Annotated in this window: 13 protein-coding genes; 11 read left to right on the top strand and 2 right to left on the bottom strand. The window is 70.0% G+C overall.

Features of this window, described 5'->3' with window-relative positions:
* Nucleotides 1-32 precede the first annotated feature (32 nt).
* The gene (locus tag ACFVWW_RS24300) at nucleotides 33-1,409 is read right to left on the bottom strand and encodes a polysialyltransferase family glycosyltransferase (RefSeq protein WP_386877944.1); all 1,377 of its coding nucleotides are present in this window, start codon (nucleotides 1,407-1,409) and stop codon (nucleotides 33-35) included.
* On the bottom strand, nucleotides 1,409-2,389 hold the full coding sequence (locus ACFVWW_RS24295; protein WP_384182282.1) for a glycosyltransferase family 2 protein: 981 nt from the start codon (nucleotides 2,387-2,389) through the stop codon (nucleotides 1,409-1,411). Before ACFVWW_RS24295 ends, ACFVWW_RS24300 begins: the two co-directional genes overlap by 1 nt.
* A gap of 208 nt (nucleotides 2,390-2,597) precedes the next feature.
* Between ACFVWW_RS24295 and ACFVWW_RS24290 the strand changes: the two genes are divergently transcribed.
* From ACFVWW_RS24290 to ACFVWW_RS24240, 11 genes are all read left to right on the top strand, one after another.
* Nucleotides 2,598-3,917, top strand: a complete 1,320-nt coding sequence (locus ACFVWW_RS24290; protein ID WP_386877943.1) for a DUF6716 putative glycosyltransferase — start codon at nucleotides 2,598-2,600, stop codon at nucleotides 3,915-3,917.
* Between the two features lie 29 nt (nucleotides 3,918-3,946).
* Nucleotides 3,947-5,149 carry a cytidylyltransferase domain-containing protein gene (locus ACFVWW_RS24285; protein ID WP_386877942.1) on the top strand — a complete coding sequence of 401 codons (1,203 nt, stop codon included), beginning with the start codon at nucleotides 3,947-3,949 and terminating at the stop codon, nucleotides 5,147-5,149.
* A gap of 10 nt (nucleotides 5,150-5,159) precedes the next feature.
* A complete protein-coding gene (locus ACFVWW_RS24280; protein ID WP_384182276.1) occupies nucleotides 5,160-6,086 on the top strand; it encodes an N-acetylneuraminate synthase family protein in 927 nt (308 codons plus the stop codon).
* 4 nt (nucleotides 6,087-6,090) lie between these two features.
* Nucleotides 6,091-7,176, top strand: a complete 1,086-nt coding sequence (locus tag ACFVWW_RS24275) for a hypothetical protein (RefSeq protein WP_384182273.1) — start codon at nucleotides 6,091-6,093, stop codon at nucleotides 7,174-7,176.
* A gap of 219 nt (nucleotides 7,177-7,395) precedes the next feature.
* Nucleotides 7,396-8,619 (top strand): amidohydrolase, encoded by a 1,224-nt coding sequence (locus ACFVWW_RS24270; RefSeq protein WP_384182473.1) that lies wholly within the window; start codon nucleotides 7,396-7,398, stop codon nucleotides 8,617-8,619.
* A gap of 138 nt (nucleotides 8,620-8,757) precedes the next feature.
* Nucleotides 8,758-9,819 carry a BMP family protein gene (locus ACFVWW_RS24265; protein ID WP_384182270.1) on the top strand — a complete coding sequence of 354 codons (1,062 nt, stop codon included), beginning with the start codon at nucleotides 8,758-8,760 and terminating at the stop codon, nucleotides 9,817-9,819.
* Nucleotides 9,820-10,031: 212 nt separating this feature from the next.
* Nucleotides 10,032-11,576, top strand: coding sequence for an ABC transporter ATP-binding protein (locus tag ACFVWW_RS24260; protein WP_384182470.1), 1,545 nt, complete (start codon nucleotides 10,032-10,034; stop codon nucleotides 11,574-11,576).
* On the top strand, nucleotides 11,573-12,700 hold the full coding sequence (locus ACFVWW_RS24255; protein WP_384182267.1) for an ABC transporter permease: 1,128 nt from the start codon (nucleotides 11,573-11,575) through the stop codon (nucleotides 12,698-12,700). Before ACFVWW_RS24260 ends, ACFVWW_RS24255 begins: the two co-directional genes overlap by 4 nt.
* Nucleotides 12,697-13,986, top strand: coding sequence for an ABC transporter permease (locus ACFVWW_RS24250; RefSeq protein ID WP_384182264.1), 1,290 nt, complete (start codon nucleotides 12,697-12,699; stop codon nucleotides 13,984-13,986). Before ACFVWW_RS24255 ends, ACFVWW_RS24250 begins: the two co-directional genes overlap by 4 nt.
* A complete protein-coding gene (locus ACFVWW_RS24245) occupies nucleotides 13,983-14,390 on the top strand; it encodes a cytidine deaminase (protein WP_384182261.1) in 408 nt (135 codons plus the stop codon). The genes ACFVWW_RS24250 and ACFVWW_RS24245 overlap by 4 nt, the downstream gene beginning before the upstream one ends.
* 62 nt (nucleotides 14,391-14,452) lie before the next feature.
* Complete coding sequence (locus ACFVWW_RS24240) at nucleotides 14,453-15,730, top strand: thymidine phosphorylase (protein WP_384182258.1); 1,278 nt, start codon at nucleotides 14,453-14,455, stop codon at nucleotides 15,728-15,730.
* Nucleotides 15,731-15,879: the final 149 nt, after the last annotated feature.

Genomic DNA, 15,879 nt, shown 5'->3' with positions numbered 1-15,879 from the left:
CCCGCCCTCCCCCCCCGGTACATCAGCCCCCGTCAGGAACCCGTGCGCAGCACCGTCCGCCGCAGCTTCCGCGCCCGCCGCACCATCCGCCGCGCCGTCGCGTTCCGCGGCAGACGCGCCAGCTGCGCCGGGACCGCGCCCGGCAGCGCGAGCGCCGTGAGCCGGCGCCGCTTGAAGTAGCGCCAGGTGTACTGGTTCAGCTGCTGTGAGAGATACGCCTCCGCCGCGGGCCGCAGCTCGGGATAGATCTGCGGCTGCATCGCGTAGCCGACGGCCGCGACCAGCTCCGCCACCCGGGCGTCGGGCCGGTGCTTCCCGTCGTCGTCCAGCGGCGGCAGCAGCGCGTCCACGATCGTCACCGGCACACGGTTGCTGTTCTGGTACGGAGCGAGCCGCTCCAGCAGCAGTTCCGTGCCGGTACGCGCCACCGGGAGGCCGTAGAAGGCGGACGCCGTGAACAGGGCCGTGGAGAAACAGCCGACGACCAGCGCCGGCTTCAGCCGCCGGTACAGCACCTCGGCGAGCACCGGGCTGTCCAGGATGGTCAGATCGGCGCCGAGCTTCTCCGCCTCCCGCTCCAGCAGCCGCGACCAGACGGCCGGGGCGCTGGGGTGCGGCTTGAACACCACCTGGGTGTGCCCGAGGGCGACCGCGCCCCGGACCATCCGGATGTGCAGGTCCTCCTCCTCGCGCTCGCTGAGGATGCCCAGCGCCGAGAGGTACTGGCCGAGCAGCAGCGCCGGAGGCACCGACGGCGTCTCGATGCCGGTCGCGCTCACGTCGTCGGTGAGTTCGTCCAGGACCCGGGTGAACGCCTCCGTGGGCACCAGCTCGGGTTCGACACCGAACTCGGTGAGGAGCAGCGGCTTGAGCCCCGGTACGAGATCGAGATGGAGCAGTCTGCGCACCCGTTCACCGACCAGCGGCTCGATCTTGGACCGGGTGGGGCCGTAGCTCATCAGCCCGTCCGCGTACACCTCGACCGGTGCGCCGGTGAAGATCTGCGCGATGGCGAGGGCCGGGTTGACCTGGATCGACTCGACGATCAGCTCCACGCTGTCGTCGCCGAGGTGCCAGGCCAGCCGCAGATGGCGCTCCCAGATGGGGATGTCGTCGGGCCGCGGGGCCCAGCCGCCCGGATGGAAGGGCGCGATGGTCTCGTTCCACGACACCAGGTCGTCGAACCGGCCGCGCAGCTGCTCGAACCCCGGCATCTCGTCGACGGACGGCGACAGTTCGGGTGATCCCGCGTTGTTGCAGACGACCAGCAGGCGCCGGCCGACCGGCCGGAAGAGACCCGCGTCGATCGCGGCGGCCAGGGTGGCGGCTCCGTAGAGGGTGGAGACACAGAAGACCTGCGTCGTGCCGGTGCCGGCGTTCGTACCGCGGGCCGGGAAGGGCGACGCCATCACGCTGCCGCCTTCCCGCCGGACACCGGCCGCCTTCGCAGGCGGCGCAGCAGGACGGAACGGTCCAGGTCCATCGAATCCAGCGCTTCCTTCAAGATGTCCTGGGGCAGTCGTTTCAGAGCGGCGGCGCTCATGGAGCGCAATTGGCGGGCCACGGCCGGCTCGAACCGCTCTTTCGATCCCAGATGGTGGGCGATGATGGCGCAGTAGGTGCGTACGGCCTTGCCCAGAAAACGGTCCGCTTCCTCGTCCTTCGAGGTTTCCTCGATGACCTGGTCGAAAGCCCGGATGAAATCGAGCTGCCGTACGTCCCCGATCTGGGTGAGCGACGTGGCGACCCCGCGCCGGTAGAAGATTCCCAGCAGGCCGACCGCGGCGAAGGACTCCGCCTCGCGGTGCAGCCGCCAGATCCACGGCCGGTCCTCGGCCGTCCGCAGCCCGTCCGTGAAGTGAATGAGACCGCGGTCGACCAGACGCCGGTGGTAGATGCCCGCCCAGGCGAACGGATAGTCGACGGAGGTGGACCGGTGGGAGGGCAGGATCCAGTCCCGCGGCCGCAGCACCTCGTCGCGCCGGCCGACGGGCACGCGCTGGACCGTACGGGCCCTGGCCGTGAACTGGACATGGTCCGTACGGACGAAGTCGCAGCCCAGTCCCTCGATCGTCGCGAGCAGCCGCTCGTAGTAGCCGGGGGCCACCCAGTCGTCACCATCGAGGTACGTGACGTACTCGCCGCGTGAGGCGTCGAGGCCCGTATTGCGCGCGGTCGCCAGTCCACCGTTCCGTTCATGTCTGAGCAGGACCGCCCCCGGAAGCTCGCGCTCGGCGCGTTCGAGGATCTCCGGGGTTCCGTCGGTCGAACAATCGTCGACAAGAAGGAACTCGAAGTCCTCACGGCTGTTCGCTCGGAGGCTTCTAAGGGTTTCGAGGGCGTATGTCTGCACGTTGTAGAACGGCACGACGACGGAGAGCTTGACCACTCACCTGACGCTAGGCGGCGGCCCGTCATTCGGCCTGACATCCGGACGCATGGAAGGTGAACGAAGAATGGCGGAACGGTGAACCAGCCCGCTTCCCGGCCGTTCCGGACCGTTTCCGGGGCTCCGACGCCATTCGTAGATGTTCTGTTAACCCTTTATTGCCATTGAGTTGGGACGACAAACGGAATGACTTCCTAACGTCCTCGTCGTGCCATCACGTACCAGCCAAGCGGTCCGGGTCGCCGTGCTCGCCGACTCCGACACCCGGTGGAAGTGGGGTGCGCTCACCGCGCGCCGCATCGCCCCGGCAGGCCGCTCCACAGAGCTCAGCGGGTTTCTGCTGCGCGGACGAGCTACGCCCACCGCCCGACAGCTCGCGGAGGTCGGCGCGGAGGCTGACGCCCTGCGCGAGATGACCGGCACCGACTTCCTGCGGACGCTGCGGGAGGAGCAGTACGACGTGGTCGTGCTGGCCCTGGTCGGCGGCGCCGTACAGGCGATGCTGCACGGGATAGCCGCTCTGAAGCTGGCGAGCAGACCCGTCGTCGTCACCGGCTATGTGGGAGTCGTCTACGAGAAGCTCTCCGACGGCCTGCTGCTGCGGCACGGCGCGGATGTCGTCCTCGCCAACTCCCGTTACGACGCGAAGCGGTTCCGCGCCGTGTACGAGGGAGTGGGCGCCGACGCCTCCTCGGTGACCGAGGCCGCGCTGCCGTTCCTCGGCGGCGAGCGGTACGTCTCCGAGGAAGCCCGCGACACCGTCGTCTTCGCCGCCCAGCCGTCCGTGCCGGCCAGCCGGGCCGACCGTACGTATCTGCTGCGGCGCCTCGTCCAGCACGCCCAGCTGCACCCGCGGCGCGAGGTCCTGCTGAAGCTGCGCAGCCGGGTCGGCGAGCACACCACGCACGTGGAGGAGTTCCCGTACCAGCGGCTCGCCGAGAAGCTGCCCGGCGGTCTGCCGCCCAACTTCAGGCTCGTGTACGGGAACATGGGCGAGGTCCTCGACCGCACCGATCTGCTGGTCACCGTCTCCTCCACGGCGGCCCTGGAGTCCCTGCACCGGCGCATCCCCACGGCGATCCTCACCGACTTCGGGGTGCGCGAGCCGCTCGGCAACCACCACTTCATCGGCTCGGGCTGCCTGGCCTCCTGGGACCAGCTGGACAGCGGCCACCGGCCGCGCCCCGATCCCGTCTGGGCGGACCAGCAGGGCGTCGCCGCGGACGGCTCGTACTCCTCGGCCTTCGACACGGCCCGCGAGCGCGTCGCCGAGCTGCTCGACGAGACCGAGCTCCCCGCCGTCAGCCCGTATTACACGGCCACCACCGCGCCCGGATATCTGCCGGGGCTGCTCGCCCGCTACCACCTGGCGGCCGACGGCACCCCGCTGACCACCCCGGCCGCTTCGAGCAGCACCAGCGGGGTCCGCCGTGTGGTGCGCGAGGCCGTACGCGGAGCGGCGCGCGGCGCCTACCGCCACGGCGTGCAGCGCGTGGCCCCCGTCATCCGCCGGATGGGCGAGCTGTGAACCGCCGAGCCGCCGACCAAGGAGTACCGATGACCGTCCTCGCCGTGATCCCCGCCCGCGGTGGATCCAAGGGCGTCCCCGCCAAGAATCTCGCCCCCGTCGGCGGTGTCCCGCTGGTCGTGCGCGCGGTCCGCGCCTGCCTGGCGGCCCGGCGGGTGACCGATGTCGTCGTCTCCACGGACGACGCGGCGATAGCCGACGCGGCCCGCTCCGCCGGGGCCGAGGTCGTCCTGCGTCCCGCCGCCATCGCGGGGGACACCGCGACCAGCGAGGCAGCGGTGCTGCACGCGATGGACGCCTACGGGGCGATGCGCGGCGCGAGCGCGGACGTCGTCCTGCTGGTCCAGTGCACCAGCCCGTTCATCACGGGCGAGGACCTGGACGGCGTCACGAGCGCCGTCACCGAGGACGGCGCCGACACCGCCCTGACCGTCGCGCCGACCCACGGCTTCATCTGGCGCAACGACGGCGCGGCGAGCGCCGAGCGGGACGGCTACGGCGTCAACCACGACAAGGCGAACCGGCCGCGCCGCCAGGACCGTCCCCAGGAGTACCTGGAGACCGGCGCCGCGTACGCGATGCGCGCCGAAGGCTTCCGCGAGGCCAAGCACCGCTTCTTCGGCAGGACCGCGCTCGTCAGGACGGACCCCGCGCGGGTCCTGGAGATCGACGATCCGCACGATCTGGCCCGCGCCCGCGCCCTCGCGCCGCTGCTCGACCCGGCCGTCCTGCCCGGCTACGACGACATCGACGCCGTCGTACTCGACTTCGACGGAACCCAGACCGACGACAAGGTCTTCGTCGACTCGGACGGCCGCGAAATGGTCGCCGTCCACCGCGGCGACGGCCTCGGCATCGCCGCGCTGCGCCGCTCCGGCCTGGAGCTGCTCATCCTCTCCACCGAGCAGAACCCGGTCGTCGCGGCCCGCGCGAGAAAGCTTCAGGTGCCGGTACTCCACGGCATCGACCGCAAGGACCTCGCACTCAAGCAGTGGTGCGACGAGCACGGGATCACGCCCGAGCGTGTGCTCTACGTCGGCAACGACGTCAACGATCTCCCGTGCTTCGGCCTCGTCGGCTGGCCGGTGGCCGTCGCGAGCGCCCATGACGCCGTACGCGCCGCGGCGCGTGCCGTCACCACGACCCCCGGCGGCGAAGGGGCGATCCGTGAGATCGCCGCCTGGCTCCTCGGTCCGGGTCTGCACACCCCCCACAACACCCTCAACAAGTAAGGACCCACCCATGAGCACCGACGCCACCTCCCGCCTGCGGACCTTCGGCACGCGGACGGCCGGGCCCGGCCGCCCCGTCTATGTCACGGGTGAGATCGGCATCAACCACAACGGCGAGCTGGACAACGCCCTCGCCCTGATCGACGTGGCCGCCGACGCCGGCTGCGACGCGGTCAAGTTCCAGAAGCGCACCCCGGAGATCTGCACCCCGCGCGACCAGTGGGACATCGAGCGCGACACCCCCTGGGGCCGGATGACGTACATCGACTACCGCCACCGCGTCGAGTTCGGCGAGGACGAGTACCGCACCATCGACGAGCACTGCCGCAAGCGCGGTATCGACTGGTTCGCCTCCCCGTGGGACACCGAGGCTGTCGCCTTCCTGGAGAAGTTCGACCTGCCCGCCCACAAGGTGGCCTCCGCCTCCCTCACCGACGACGAGCTGCTGCGCGCCCTGCGCGCCACCGGCCGTACGGTCATCCTCTCCACCGGCATGTCGACGCCGAAGCAGATCCGCCACGCGGTCGAGGTCCTGGGCAGCGAGAACATCCTGCTCTGCCACGCCACGTCGACGTACCCGGCCAAGGCCGAGGAGCTCAACCTGCGCGTGATCAACACCCTCCAGGCCGAGTACCCGAACGTGCCGATCGGCTACAGCGGCCACGAGACCGGTCTGCAGACCACCCTCGCCGCCGTCGCCCTCGGCGCCGCCTTCGTCGAGCGTCACATCACCCTCGACCGCGCCATGTGGGGCTCCGACCAGGCCGCCTCGGTCGAGCCGCAGGGCCTGCAGCGCCTGGTCCGCGACATCCGCACCATCGAGGAGTCCCTCGGTGACGGTGTCAAGAAGGTGTACGAGTCGGAGCTCGGCCCGATGAAGAAGCTCCGCCGCGTCGCGGGCGTCATCGCCGAGGCCGCCGAGCCGGTGGCGGTCTGACGCCATGACCGGTGCCGGCGGGGGCCGCTCCCCGCAGCCTCGTGCGACCGCTCCGGCGATTGCTTTCGTGGAGAGCCCGGTCCAGCTGCTGAACGTGCTGGAGTGGGCCAGGGCGAGCGCGACCGGTGACGCCCTCACCGTCGTCGTGCTGTCGCCGACCGATCCCATGTCACGCGGCCAGCTCCGCCGGATGGCCGAGCTGGCCCGCGACGAGGGCTTCACCGTGCGCTGGCAAGAGGCGCGCGGTGGAGCGGGGGCGCCCCTGCGGACCGTCCGGGAGCTGGCGCCGCTGCTGCGCCGGGCCGGCCGGATCGTCATCGGCGATCCGTTCTCCCGCTACGTACAGCTGCTGCTGACCCTGGTCGGCGGCAAGGAACTGACGGTCGTGGACGACGGCACGGCCACGATGGAGTTCATCGGGCAGCTCGCCCGCGGTGAGCGGCTGGTGCGCTGGCACCGGCGCGGCGGCGGCCGCGGGCCGAGGGAACTGGTCCTCGCGCCCGTCACCGCGGCCGCGCGGCGCCGGCTGACCCCGTCCGCCACCCGTACGGTCGAGGTCTTCACGTCGATGCCCGTCGAGGAGGTGCCGGAGGGCGTCACCGTGACGGCCAACCGCTTCGCGTGGACGCGGGCCACCTTCGGCCCGCCCCGGATCACCGCGGGCGCGGACATGGTCGGCACCTCGCTGGTCGAGACGGGCGTGGTCGACGCGGACCAGTACACCGAGGCGGTCATCGCGCTCGCCCGCACCCACGGCGCCACCCGGTACTTCGCGCACCGCCGCGAGAACGTGGACAAGCTGCACCGGCTGCACGCGGCGACCGGTCTGGAGATCGTCCGCCCGGACCTGCCGCTGGAGCTCATCGCGCGGCGCGGCCCGATCGGGAGCACCGTCCTGAGCTTCCCCTCCACCGTGGTGCACACCCTCCCGCTGGCCCTCGCCGGGACCGGCGTACGGGTCGCGGTGTGCGACATCGCACCGGAGTGGCTCAAGGAGACGGCCTCGCCCCGGGCGCAGGGCTTCCTGTCCGGGGTCACGGGCACGGCCCGCGACGTCCACCGGCTGCCCCGGCTGCCGTCACCCGCCTGAGGCACGGCCGGCCGGGCCACCCGGCCGGCCGTGCCTCGCGGGGCGGGAACAGTGATCAACCCATAAAATTGGGGCACTGGGAAAGGGCGGCAGCTTACCCACCCCGGCGGTCCGTCATACGTTCACGGGCAGATTTCTTGGCCTAACGGGCTGAAATTTTGTTGATCGCTGATCAGTTGACCCCCGAAGGGGCCTACCCTTCAACAGGTGAGCCAGTTGATGTCCCGTGAGTCCGAGACCGACCTGCCCGGCGACGCCGCACTTCCCGGTGCGCTGCCCGAGGCACTGCGCGCCGAGCTGATCGCCTTCCGCCGGGACATGCACATGCATCCCGAGCTGGGCAACCAGGAGTTCCGCACCACCAGCGCGCTCAAGCACCGGCTGGAGCAGGCCGGGCTCACGCCCCGGGTGCTCAACACGGGCACCGGGCTCATCTGCGACGTAGGGACCTGGGACGGCGTCCGTCCCATGCTGGCGCTGCGCGCCGACATCGACGCGCTCCCCATCCCGGACACCAAGACAGGGGTGCCGTACCGCTCCACCGTGGCCAATCGCGCGCACGCCTGCGGCCACGACATCCACACCACCGCCGTCCTCGGCGCCGGACTGGTCCTGGCCGGCCTCGACCGGCAGGGTCTCCTGCCGAACGCGGTGCGGCTGATCTTCCAGCCCGCCGAGGAGGTGCTGCCCGGCGGCGCCCCCGACGCGATCGAATCCGGCGTCCTGGACGGCGTCGGAAGGATCATCGCGGTGCACTGCGACCCCCGCGTCGACGCCGGTCTGATCGGGCTGCGCCCCGGCCCGATCACCTCCGCCTGCGACCGGCTGGAAATCAGCCTCGACGGCCCCGGCGGCCACACCGCCCGCCCGCATCTCACCACCGATCTGGTCACCGCGGCGGCGAAGGTGGTCACCGACGTCCCCGCGCTGCTGGCCCGCCGGGTCGACGCCCGCTCCGGGCTCGCCGTCACCTGGGGCCGTATCGAGTCCGGGCACGCCTGCAATGTCATCCCGCAGCACGCCGAGCTCTCCGGCACGGTCCGCTGCCTGGATCTGCCCGCCTGGCGGGACGCGCCGGACCTGGTCCATGCCGCGATCGACGAGATCGCCACGCTCCATCACGCGAAGTCGCAGATCAACTACATCCGCGGAGTCCCGCCGGTCGTCAACGACCCGGTCATCACGGAACTGCTGCGCGCCGCCCAGACCGCCCGCCGCGGTTCGTACGCAATCGAGGACACCGAGCAGAGTCTCGGCGGAGAGGACTTCTCCTGGTATCTGGAACAGGTGCCGGGCGCGATGGCGAGGCTCGGCGTGCGGACGCCGGGAGACCCGGTCCACTACGACCTGCATCGTGGGGATTTCGATGCCGACGAGCAGGCGATCGAGGTCGGCGTGGAGCTTTTCACCGCCGCCGCGTTGATCGACGGCAACCGTTTGTAATCGGCCATGACACCTCCCGTTCGCGACGATCCGATAACAGCTTCCGTACAGGTCATTATCTGACATCTACGCGCGTTACGATCGCCGCGAAACCAGCGCCGGAAGAGGCGCTTCGGTCAGGTTGAAGGGACCACCCTCTTGCGCCGGGTAACCAAGATCGCTGCGGCGGGGATCGCCTCCGCCGCGCTCGCTCTGACTGCCACCGCTTGTGGCAGCACGTCGGCCGACAAGGCCAAGGACAGCAGTGACGCGTCGAGTTCCGCCAAGGACGGCGTCAAGGTCGGTGTGGCCTATGACGTGGGCGGCCGCGGCGACCACTCCTTCAACGACTCCGCCGCGCGCGGCATAGACAAGTCCAAGGCCGAGTTCGGTGGTGAGGTCAAGGAACTGACCGCCAAGACCACCGACACCGAGGCGGACCGCGTCGAGCGCCTCACGCAGCTCGCCCAGGCCGGATACAACCCGGTCGTCGGCATCGGCTACGCCTACTCCAACTCGATGAAGCAGGTGGCGGTCAAGTTCCCCGACACCACCTTCGGCATCGTCGACTCGGTCGTCGACGCGAAGAACGTCGACAACATCGTCTTCACCGAGGAGCAGGGCTCCTACCTCGCGGGTGTCGCCGCGGCGCTGAAGACGAAGTCGAAGCACGTCGGCTTCATCGGCGGCGTCGACGTTCCGCTGATCAAGAAGTTCGAGGCGGGCTTCGTGCAGGGTGTCAAGGACACCGACAAGAGCATGAAGGTCGACGTCCAGTACCTGTCGCACGGTTCTGACACCTCCGGCTTCGCCAGCCCCGACAAGGGCAAGGCCGCTGCGCAGGGCATGCTCGACAAGGGCGCCGACGTGATCTACAGCGCCGCGGGCTCCTCCGGCTCCGGCTCCATCGAGGCCGTCAACGGTGCCAAGGGCGCCTGGGCGATCGGTGTCGACTCCGACCAGTACAACCAGGCTTCCCTGGCCAAGTACAAGGACTCGATCCTGACCTCGGTCGTCAAGAACGTCGATGTCGGCGTCTACGACCTGATCAAGTCGATCCACGACAAGAAGCCGTTGGTCGGCACCAACAGCTACTCGCTCGCCAAGGACGGCGTCTCACTGTCCGCCAGCGGTGGCTTCATCAAGGACATCCAGCCGAAGATCGACGCCGCCAAGGCGAAGATCATCGACGGCTCCGTCACGGTCAAGACGACCCCGTGACCTGCTCCGGTCCGCGGATCAGAACGCTCGCGGCCGGCTGAGTGTACGGCCCGGTGAAAGGGGCTTCCCCTTTCACCGGGCCGATAACAATGTGTCAACTCTACGCGCGTAGGCGTGGGTTGACGCAGTAGCGTCACCGAACGCCCCCCGCCCCAACGCTCCTTCTCCGAGGAGAGTGCGCCATCAACGCGTCCAGCCCTCCCGCCGTCGAACTGCGCGGCATCACCAAACGCTTCCCCGGTGTCGTCGCCAACAGCGATATCGACATCACCGTTCGCAGAGGCACCGTGCATGCCCTCTGCGGCGAGAACGGTGCCGGCAAGTCAACCCTGATGAAGATCCTCTACGGCATGCAGAAGCCCGACGAGGGAACCATCACCGTCGACGGCGAGCAGGTCACCTTCGGCAGCCCCGCGGACGCCATCGCGCGCGGCATCGGCATGGTGCACCAGCACTTCATGCTGGCCGACAACCTCACCGTGCTGGAGAACGTCGCCCTCGGCGGCGAGAAGCTCTACGGCATCGGCACCAAGGCCCGCAACAAGATCAAGGAGATCTCGGACGCGTACGGCCTGAACGTCCGCCCCGACGTCCTCGTCGAGGAGCTCGGCGTCGCCGACCGGCAGCGCGTGGAGATCCTCAAGGTCCTCTACCGGGGCGCCCGCACCCTGATCCTCGACGAGCCCACCGCGGTCCTCGTCCCGCAGGAGGTCGAAGCGCTCTTCGACAACCTGCGCGGGCTGAAGTCCGAGGGCCTGACGGTCATCTTCATCTCCCACAAGCTGGGCGAAGTGCTCTCGGTGGCCGACGAGATCACCGTCATCCGCCGCGGTACGACCGTGGGCACCGCGGACCCGCGCTCCACCACCTCCAAGCAGCTCGCCGAGCTGATGGTCGGCAGTGAGCTGCCCTCCCCGGAGACGCGCGAGTCGACCGTCACGGACATACCCACGCTGCGGGTCCAGGACCTGAAGCTGACCGCGACCGACACCGACGGTGTCGTGCGTGACGTCCTCGCCGGGATCGACTTCACCATCCACCGCGGCGAGGTCCTCGGCATCGCCGGTGTCGAGGGCAACGGCCAGGCCGAACTCGTCGAAGCGATCATGGGCATGCGCGACCCGGACGGCGGTGTCATCACCCTCGACACCGCCGACATCTCCCACGCGCCGACCCGCAAGCGGCGCGAGAGCGGCATCGGCTACATCCCCGAGGACCGCCACCGGCACGGCCTGCTGCTGGAGGCCTCCCTCTGGGAGAACCGCATCCTCGGCCATGTCACCGAGCGCCCCAACTCCAAGGGCGGACTGCTCGACGCCAAGGCCGCCCGGCTCGACACCGAGCGGATCGTGCGCGAGTACGACGTACGCACCCCCGGTATCGAGGTCACCGCGGGCTCCCTGTCCGGCGGCAACCAGCAGAAGCTGATCGTCGGCCGCGAGATGAGCCACAGCCCCAAGCTGCTGATCGCCGCGCACCCCACCCGGGGTGTCGACGTCGGCGCGCAGGCCCAGATCTGGGACCAGATCAGGGAGGCACGCCGCGAAGGTCTCGCCGTCCTGCTGATCTCCGCCGACCTGGACGAGCTGATCGGCCTGTCCGACACCCTGCGGGTCATGTACCGCGGCCGTCTGGTCGCCGACGCCGACCCCGCCACGATCACCCCCGAGGAGCTGGGCTCCGCCATGACGGGGGCCGCCACCGGACACCTCGAGCACGGCGCCGAGTCCGCCGTAGCTGGGGAAGAGGACCGATGAAGAAGCTCACCTCCCGGGTCGACAAGGAGCGGCTGCTCCTCGCGATAGCGGCGCCCGTGCTGGCCGTGATCACCGCGTTGGTCGTCACCGCGCTGGTCATCGCCGTCACCGGCAAGAACCCCTTCGAGGCGTTCAACGACATGCTGTCGTACGGCTCTGCCAGCGACAGCCAGGTCTACATCCTCAACAAGGCGACCACGTACTACATCGCGGGCGTCGCGGTGGCCATCGGCTTCCGGATGAACCTGTTCAACATCGGCGTCGACGGTCAGTACCGCATCGCGGCCTTCTTCGCCGCGGTCGTCGGCGGCACGCTGAACCTGCCGGGCATCATCCAGATCCCTGTGATCATCATCGTCGCGATGCTCGTCGGCGCCATGTGGGCCGGTATCGCGGGTGTCCTCAAGACCTCTCGCGGGGTCAGCGAGGTCATCTCCACGATCATGCTGAACTCGATCGCGACCGCGATCATCGGCTATCTGATCCAGCCCGAGCGGCTCGGCCAGCTCGACGAGGCGGGCACCCTGGTCTCCACCAAGCCGCTGTCCGAGTCGTCGTGGTTCTTCACCATCGACCTGGGCCCGGCCGGCATGCTGTGGGGCTTCCTCTTCATCGCCCTGCTCGCGGGTCTCGCCTACTGGTTCGTCCTCGGCCGCACCCGCTTCGGCTTCGACCTGCGCGCCGTCGGCCAGTCCGAGTCCGCGGCCGCCGCGAGCGGTGTCAGCGTCAAGAAGATGGTCGTCACCAGCATGATCCTCTCGGGCGCCATGGCCGGCCTGATCGGCATGCCGACGCTGCTCAACGAGAGCCACATGTACAGCAACGACTTCCCGCTGGGCATCGGCTTCACCGGTATCGCCATCGCGCTGCTCGGCCGCAACAACCCGATCGGCATCGCCCTCGCGGCCCTCCTCTGGGGCTACCTGGAGCGCACCACCAACCACCTTGAAGTGATCGGCTACGACAAGGAGATCCTCGGCGTGCTCCAGGGCGTCATCGTCCTGTGCGTCGTCATCGCCTACGAACTCGTACGCCGCTACGGCCTCAAGCGCCAGCAGCAGCAGGTCGGCGCCGAGCTCGCCGCCCAGGCCGCGAAGACCGAGAAGCTGGAGGTGGCGCGATGACCGCCACGATGACCGCCACTCCGCCTCCTACGGCCCCGAAGGCCCCGGGCGCCAAGCCCGCACGCTCCCGGCTGTCGGTCGCGCGGATCCTGCTGATCGTCGCGGGCGCCCTGGTGCTGATCTCCGCCGTACGCGTCCTCACCGGCGCCGACCAGCTCACTTCCGCGGGCCAGATCAGCGCCTCCCTCGGCCTCGCCGTACCGATCGGCCTCGCCGGTCTGGCCGGTCTGTGGTCCGAACGGGCCGGTGTGGTCAACATCGGTCTCGAAGGCATGATGATCCTCGGCACCTTCGGCGCCGGCTGGATCGGCTGGCAGACCAGCCCCTGGCTGGGCCTGGTCGCGGGTGTCGCCTTCGGTGTCCTGGGCGGACTGCTCCACGCGGTCGTGACCGTCACCTTCGGCGTCGACCACATCGTCTCCGGTGTGGCCATCAACCTGCTCGCGCTCGGTGTCACCCAGTACCTCGCCAAGATCTTCTTCAACTCCGGCGAGGCCCAGACCATGGGCGGCAACCCCAAGCAGTCCCCACCGGTCGACTCCATCCCGGACGTCACCGTGCCAGGACTCTCGGACGGCCTCGCCACCCTCGCCGGCCACCACTGGTTCCTGATCTCGGACCTCGCGGGCATCCTCGGCGGCCTCGTCACCAATGTCTCGGTGCTGACGATCTTCGCGGTGCTGCTCTTCGTCGCCACCGGGTGGCTGCTGTGGCGGACCCCGTTCGGTCTGCGGCTGCGCTCCTGCGGTGAGAACCCGATGGCCGCCGAGTCGCTGGGCGTCAACGTCTACTCGTACAAGTACGCGGCCGTCGCGATCTCCGGCGGACTGGCCGGCCTCGGCGGCGCGTTCCTCGCGACCGTGCCCTCGCACATCTACCTGGAGGGCCAGACCGGCGGGCGCGGCTATATCGGTCTCGCCGCGATGATCTTCGGCAACTGGCGTCCCGGCGGCCTCGCCATGGGCGCGGGCCTGTTCGGCTTCTCCGACGCGCTTCAGCTGCGCAACGGCGGCGAGACCGTCCACGCGCTGCTGCTCCTGCTGGTCGTCCTGCTGGTGCTGCTCGCCGTGTGGAAGGCGTACAAGAAGGTCATGTTCCAGGCCGTGGCGAGCGCGGTCGTGGCCGCGCTCATCCTGGTCTGGTACCTGCTGACGGACACCGTCCCCGAGGACTTCGTGGGCGCCACTCCGTATGTCGTGACCCTTCTGGTGCTGTCGCTGTCGGCGCAGCGGCTGCGTATGCCCAAAGCTGACGGTATGCGCTATCGCAGAGGACAAGGCAAGTGACGGCCGCCGCGGACACCGCGGGCATCGACTGGGAGACCCTGAGGGCCGCGGCGCGGGACGCGATGTCCCGCGCGTATGTGCCGTACTCGAACTATCCGGTCGGGGTCGCGGCCCTGGTCGACGACGGCCGTACGATCACCGGCTGCAACGTCGAGAACGCCTCGTACGGACTCGGGCTGTGCGCCGAGTGCGGTCTGGTCTCCGCGCTCCACCTGAGCGGCGGCGGCCGGCTCACCCACTTCACCTGCGTCGACGGCGCTGGCGAGGTGCTGGTGCCGTGCGGCCGCTGCCGCCAGCTGCTGTACGAATTCGGCGGCCCGGCCCTGGTCCTGGAGACCCCGGACGGAATCCGCACGCTGGACGAGATGCTTCCGCAGGCCTTCGGGCCCGGGCACCTCAACTGAACCCGGCCTCTCCGTCGTCGCGATCCGGCGGCGGAGGGGCCGTACCCATCGAAAGGAACGTGATGGACGTCATCTCCGTCATCCGCACCAAGCGGGACCGGGGCGAACTGTCCCCGGAGCAGATCGACTGGGTGATCGACGCCTATACGCGCGGCGAGGTCGCCGACGAGCAGATGTCGGCGCTCGCGATGGCGATCCTGCTCAACGGCATGAACCGTACGGAGATCGCCCGCTGGACCGCCGCCATGATCGCCTCGGGCGAGCGCATGGACTTCTCCGCGCTGTCGCGCCCCACGGCCGACAAGCACTCCACGGGCGGCGTGGGCGACAAGATCACCCTGCCGCTGGCGCCGCTGGTGGCCGCGTGCGGCGCGGCCGTACCGCAGCTCAGCGGGCGGGGCCTTGGCCACACCGGCGGGACGCTCGACAAGCTGGAGTCCATCCCCGGCTGGCGGGCGCTGCTCTCCAACGCCGAGATGCTGGACGTCCTGAACACCGCCGGCGCGGTGATCTGCGCGGCGGGCGACGGACTGGCCCCCGCGGACAAGAAGCTGTACGCGCTGCGCGATGTCACCGGCACCGTCGAGGCCATCCCGCTGATCGCCTCCTCGATCATGTCCAAGAAGATCGCCGAGGGCACCGGATCGCTGGTCCTGGACGTCAAGGTCGGCACCGGCGCCTTCATGAAGACCATCGAGGACGCCCGCGAACTCGCCTCCACCATGGTGGGCCTGGGCACCGACCACGGGGTACGGACGGTCGCCCTGCTCACCGACATGTCCACGCCGCTCGGGCTCACCGCGGGCAACGCGCTGGAGATCCGCGAGTCCGTCGAGGTCCTGGCGGGCGGCGGCCCTGCCGATGTGGTCGAGCTGACCCTCGCCCTGGCGCGCGAGATGCTCGACGCGGCGGGTCTCCAGGATGCCGACCCGGCGAAGGCACTGGCCGACGGCTCGGCGATGGACGTCTGGCGCCGCATGATCGCGGCCCAGGGCGGCGACCCGGACGCGGCGCTGCCGGTGGCCCGCGAGCAGCAGGTGATCACGGCCCCGTCGTCGGGTGTCCTCACCCGCCTCGACGCGTACGGCGTCGGCGTCGCCGCCTGGCGCCTCGGCGCGGGCCGCGCCCGCAAGGAGGACCCGGTCCAGGCGGGCGCGGGCGTCGAACTGCACGCCAAGCCGGGCGACACGGTCACGGCCGGCCAGCCGCTGCTGACGCTGCACACGGACACCCCGGAGAAGTTCGACTACGCACGCGGCGCGCTGGACGGCGCGTACGACATCGTGGCGGGCGACACGCAGTACAAGGCGACGCCGGTGGTGCTGGAGCGCATCGCCTGACCAGGCGTTTCCCCATTCGGATGAACGGGACCGGCGACCGCCCACCGGTCCCGTTCGCCATGCGCTCTCACCGTCGGCCCAGAGCCGAAGGGGCCCGGGGCCGTGTTCCGGTGCCGGGGCTGTACCGGGTGTGTCCGGGGGGCTGCGAT

The sequence above is a fragment of the Streptomyces sp. NPDC058198 genome, from assembly GCF_042882605.1.
Taxonomy (GTDB): domain Bacteria; phylum Actinomycetota; class Actinomycetes; order Streptomycetales; family Streptomycetaceae; genus Streptomyces.
The sequence above is the reverse complement of the archived record's forward strand: the minus strand, read 5'-3'. Positions and strand labels throughout refer to the sequence as shown.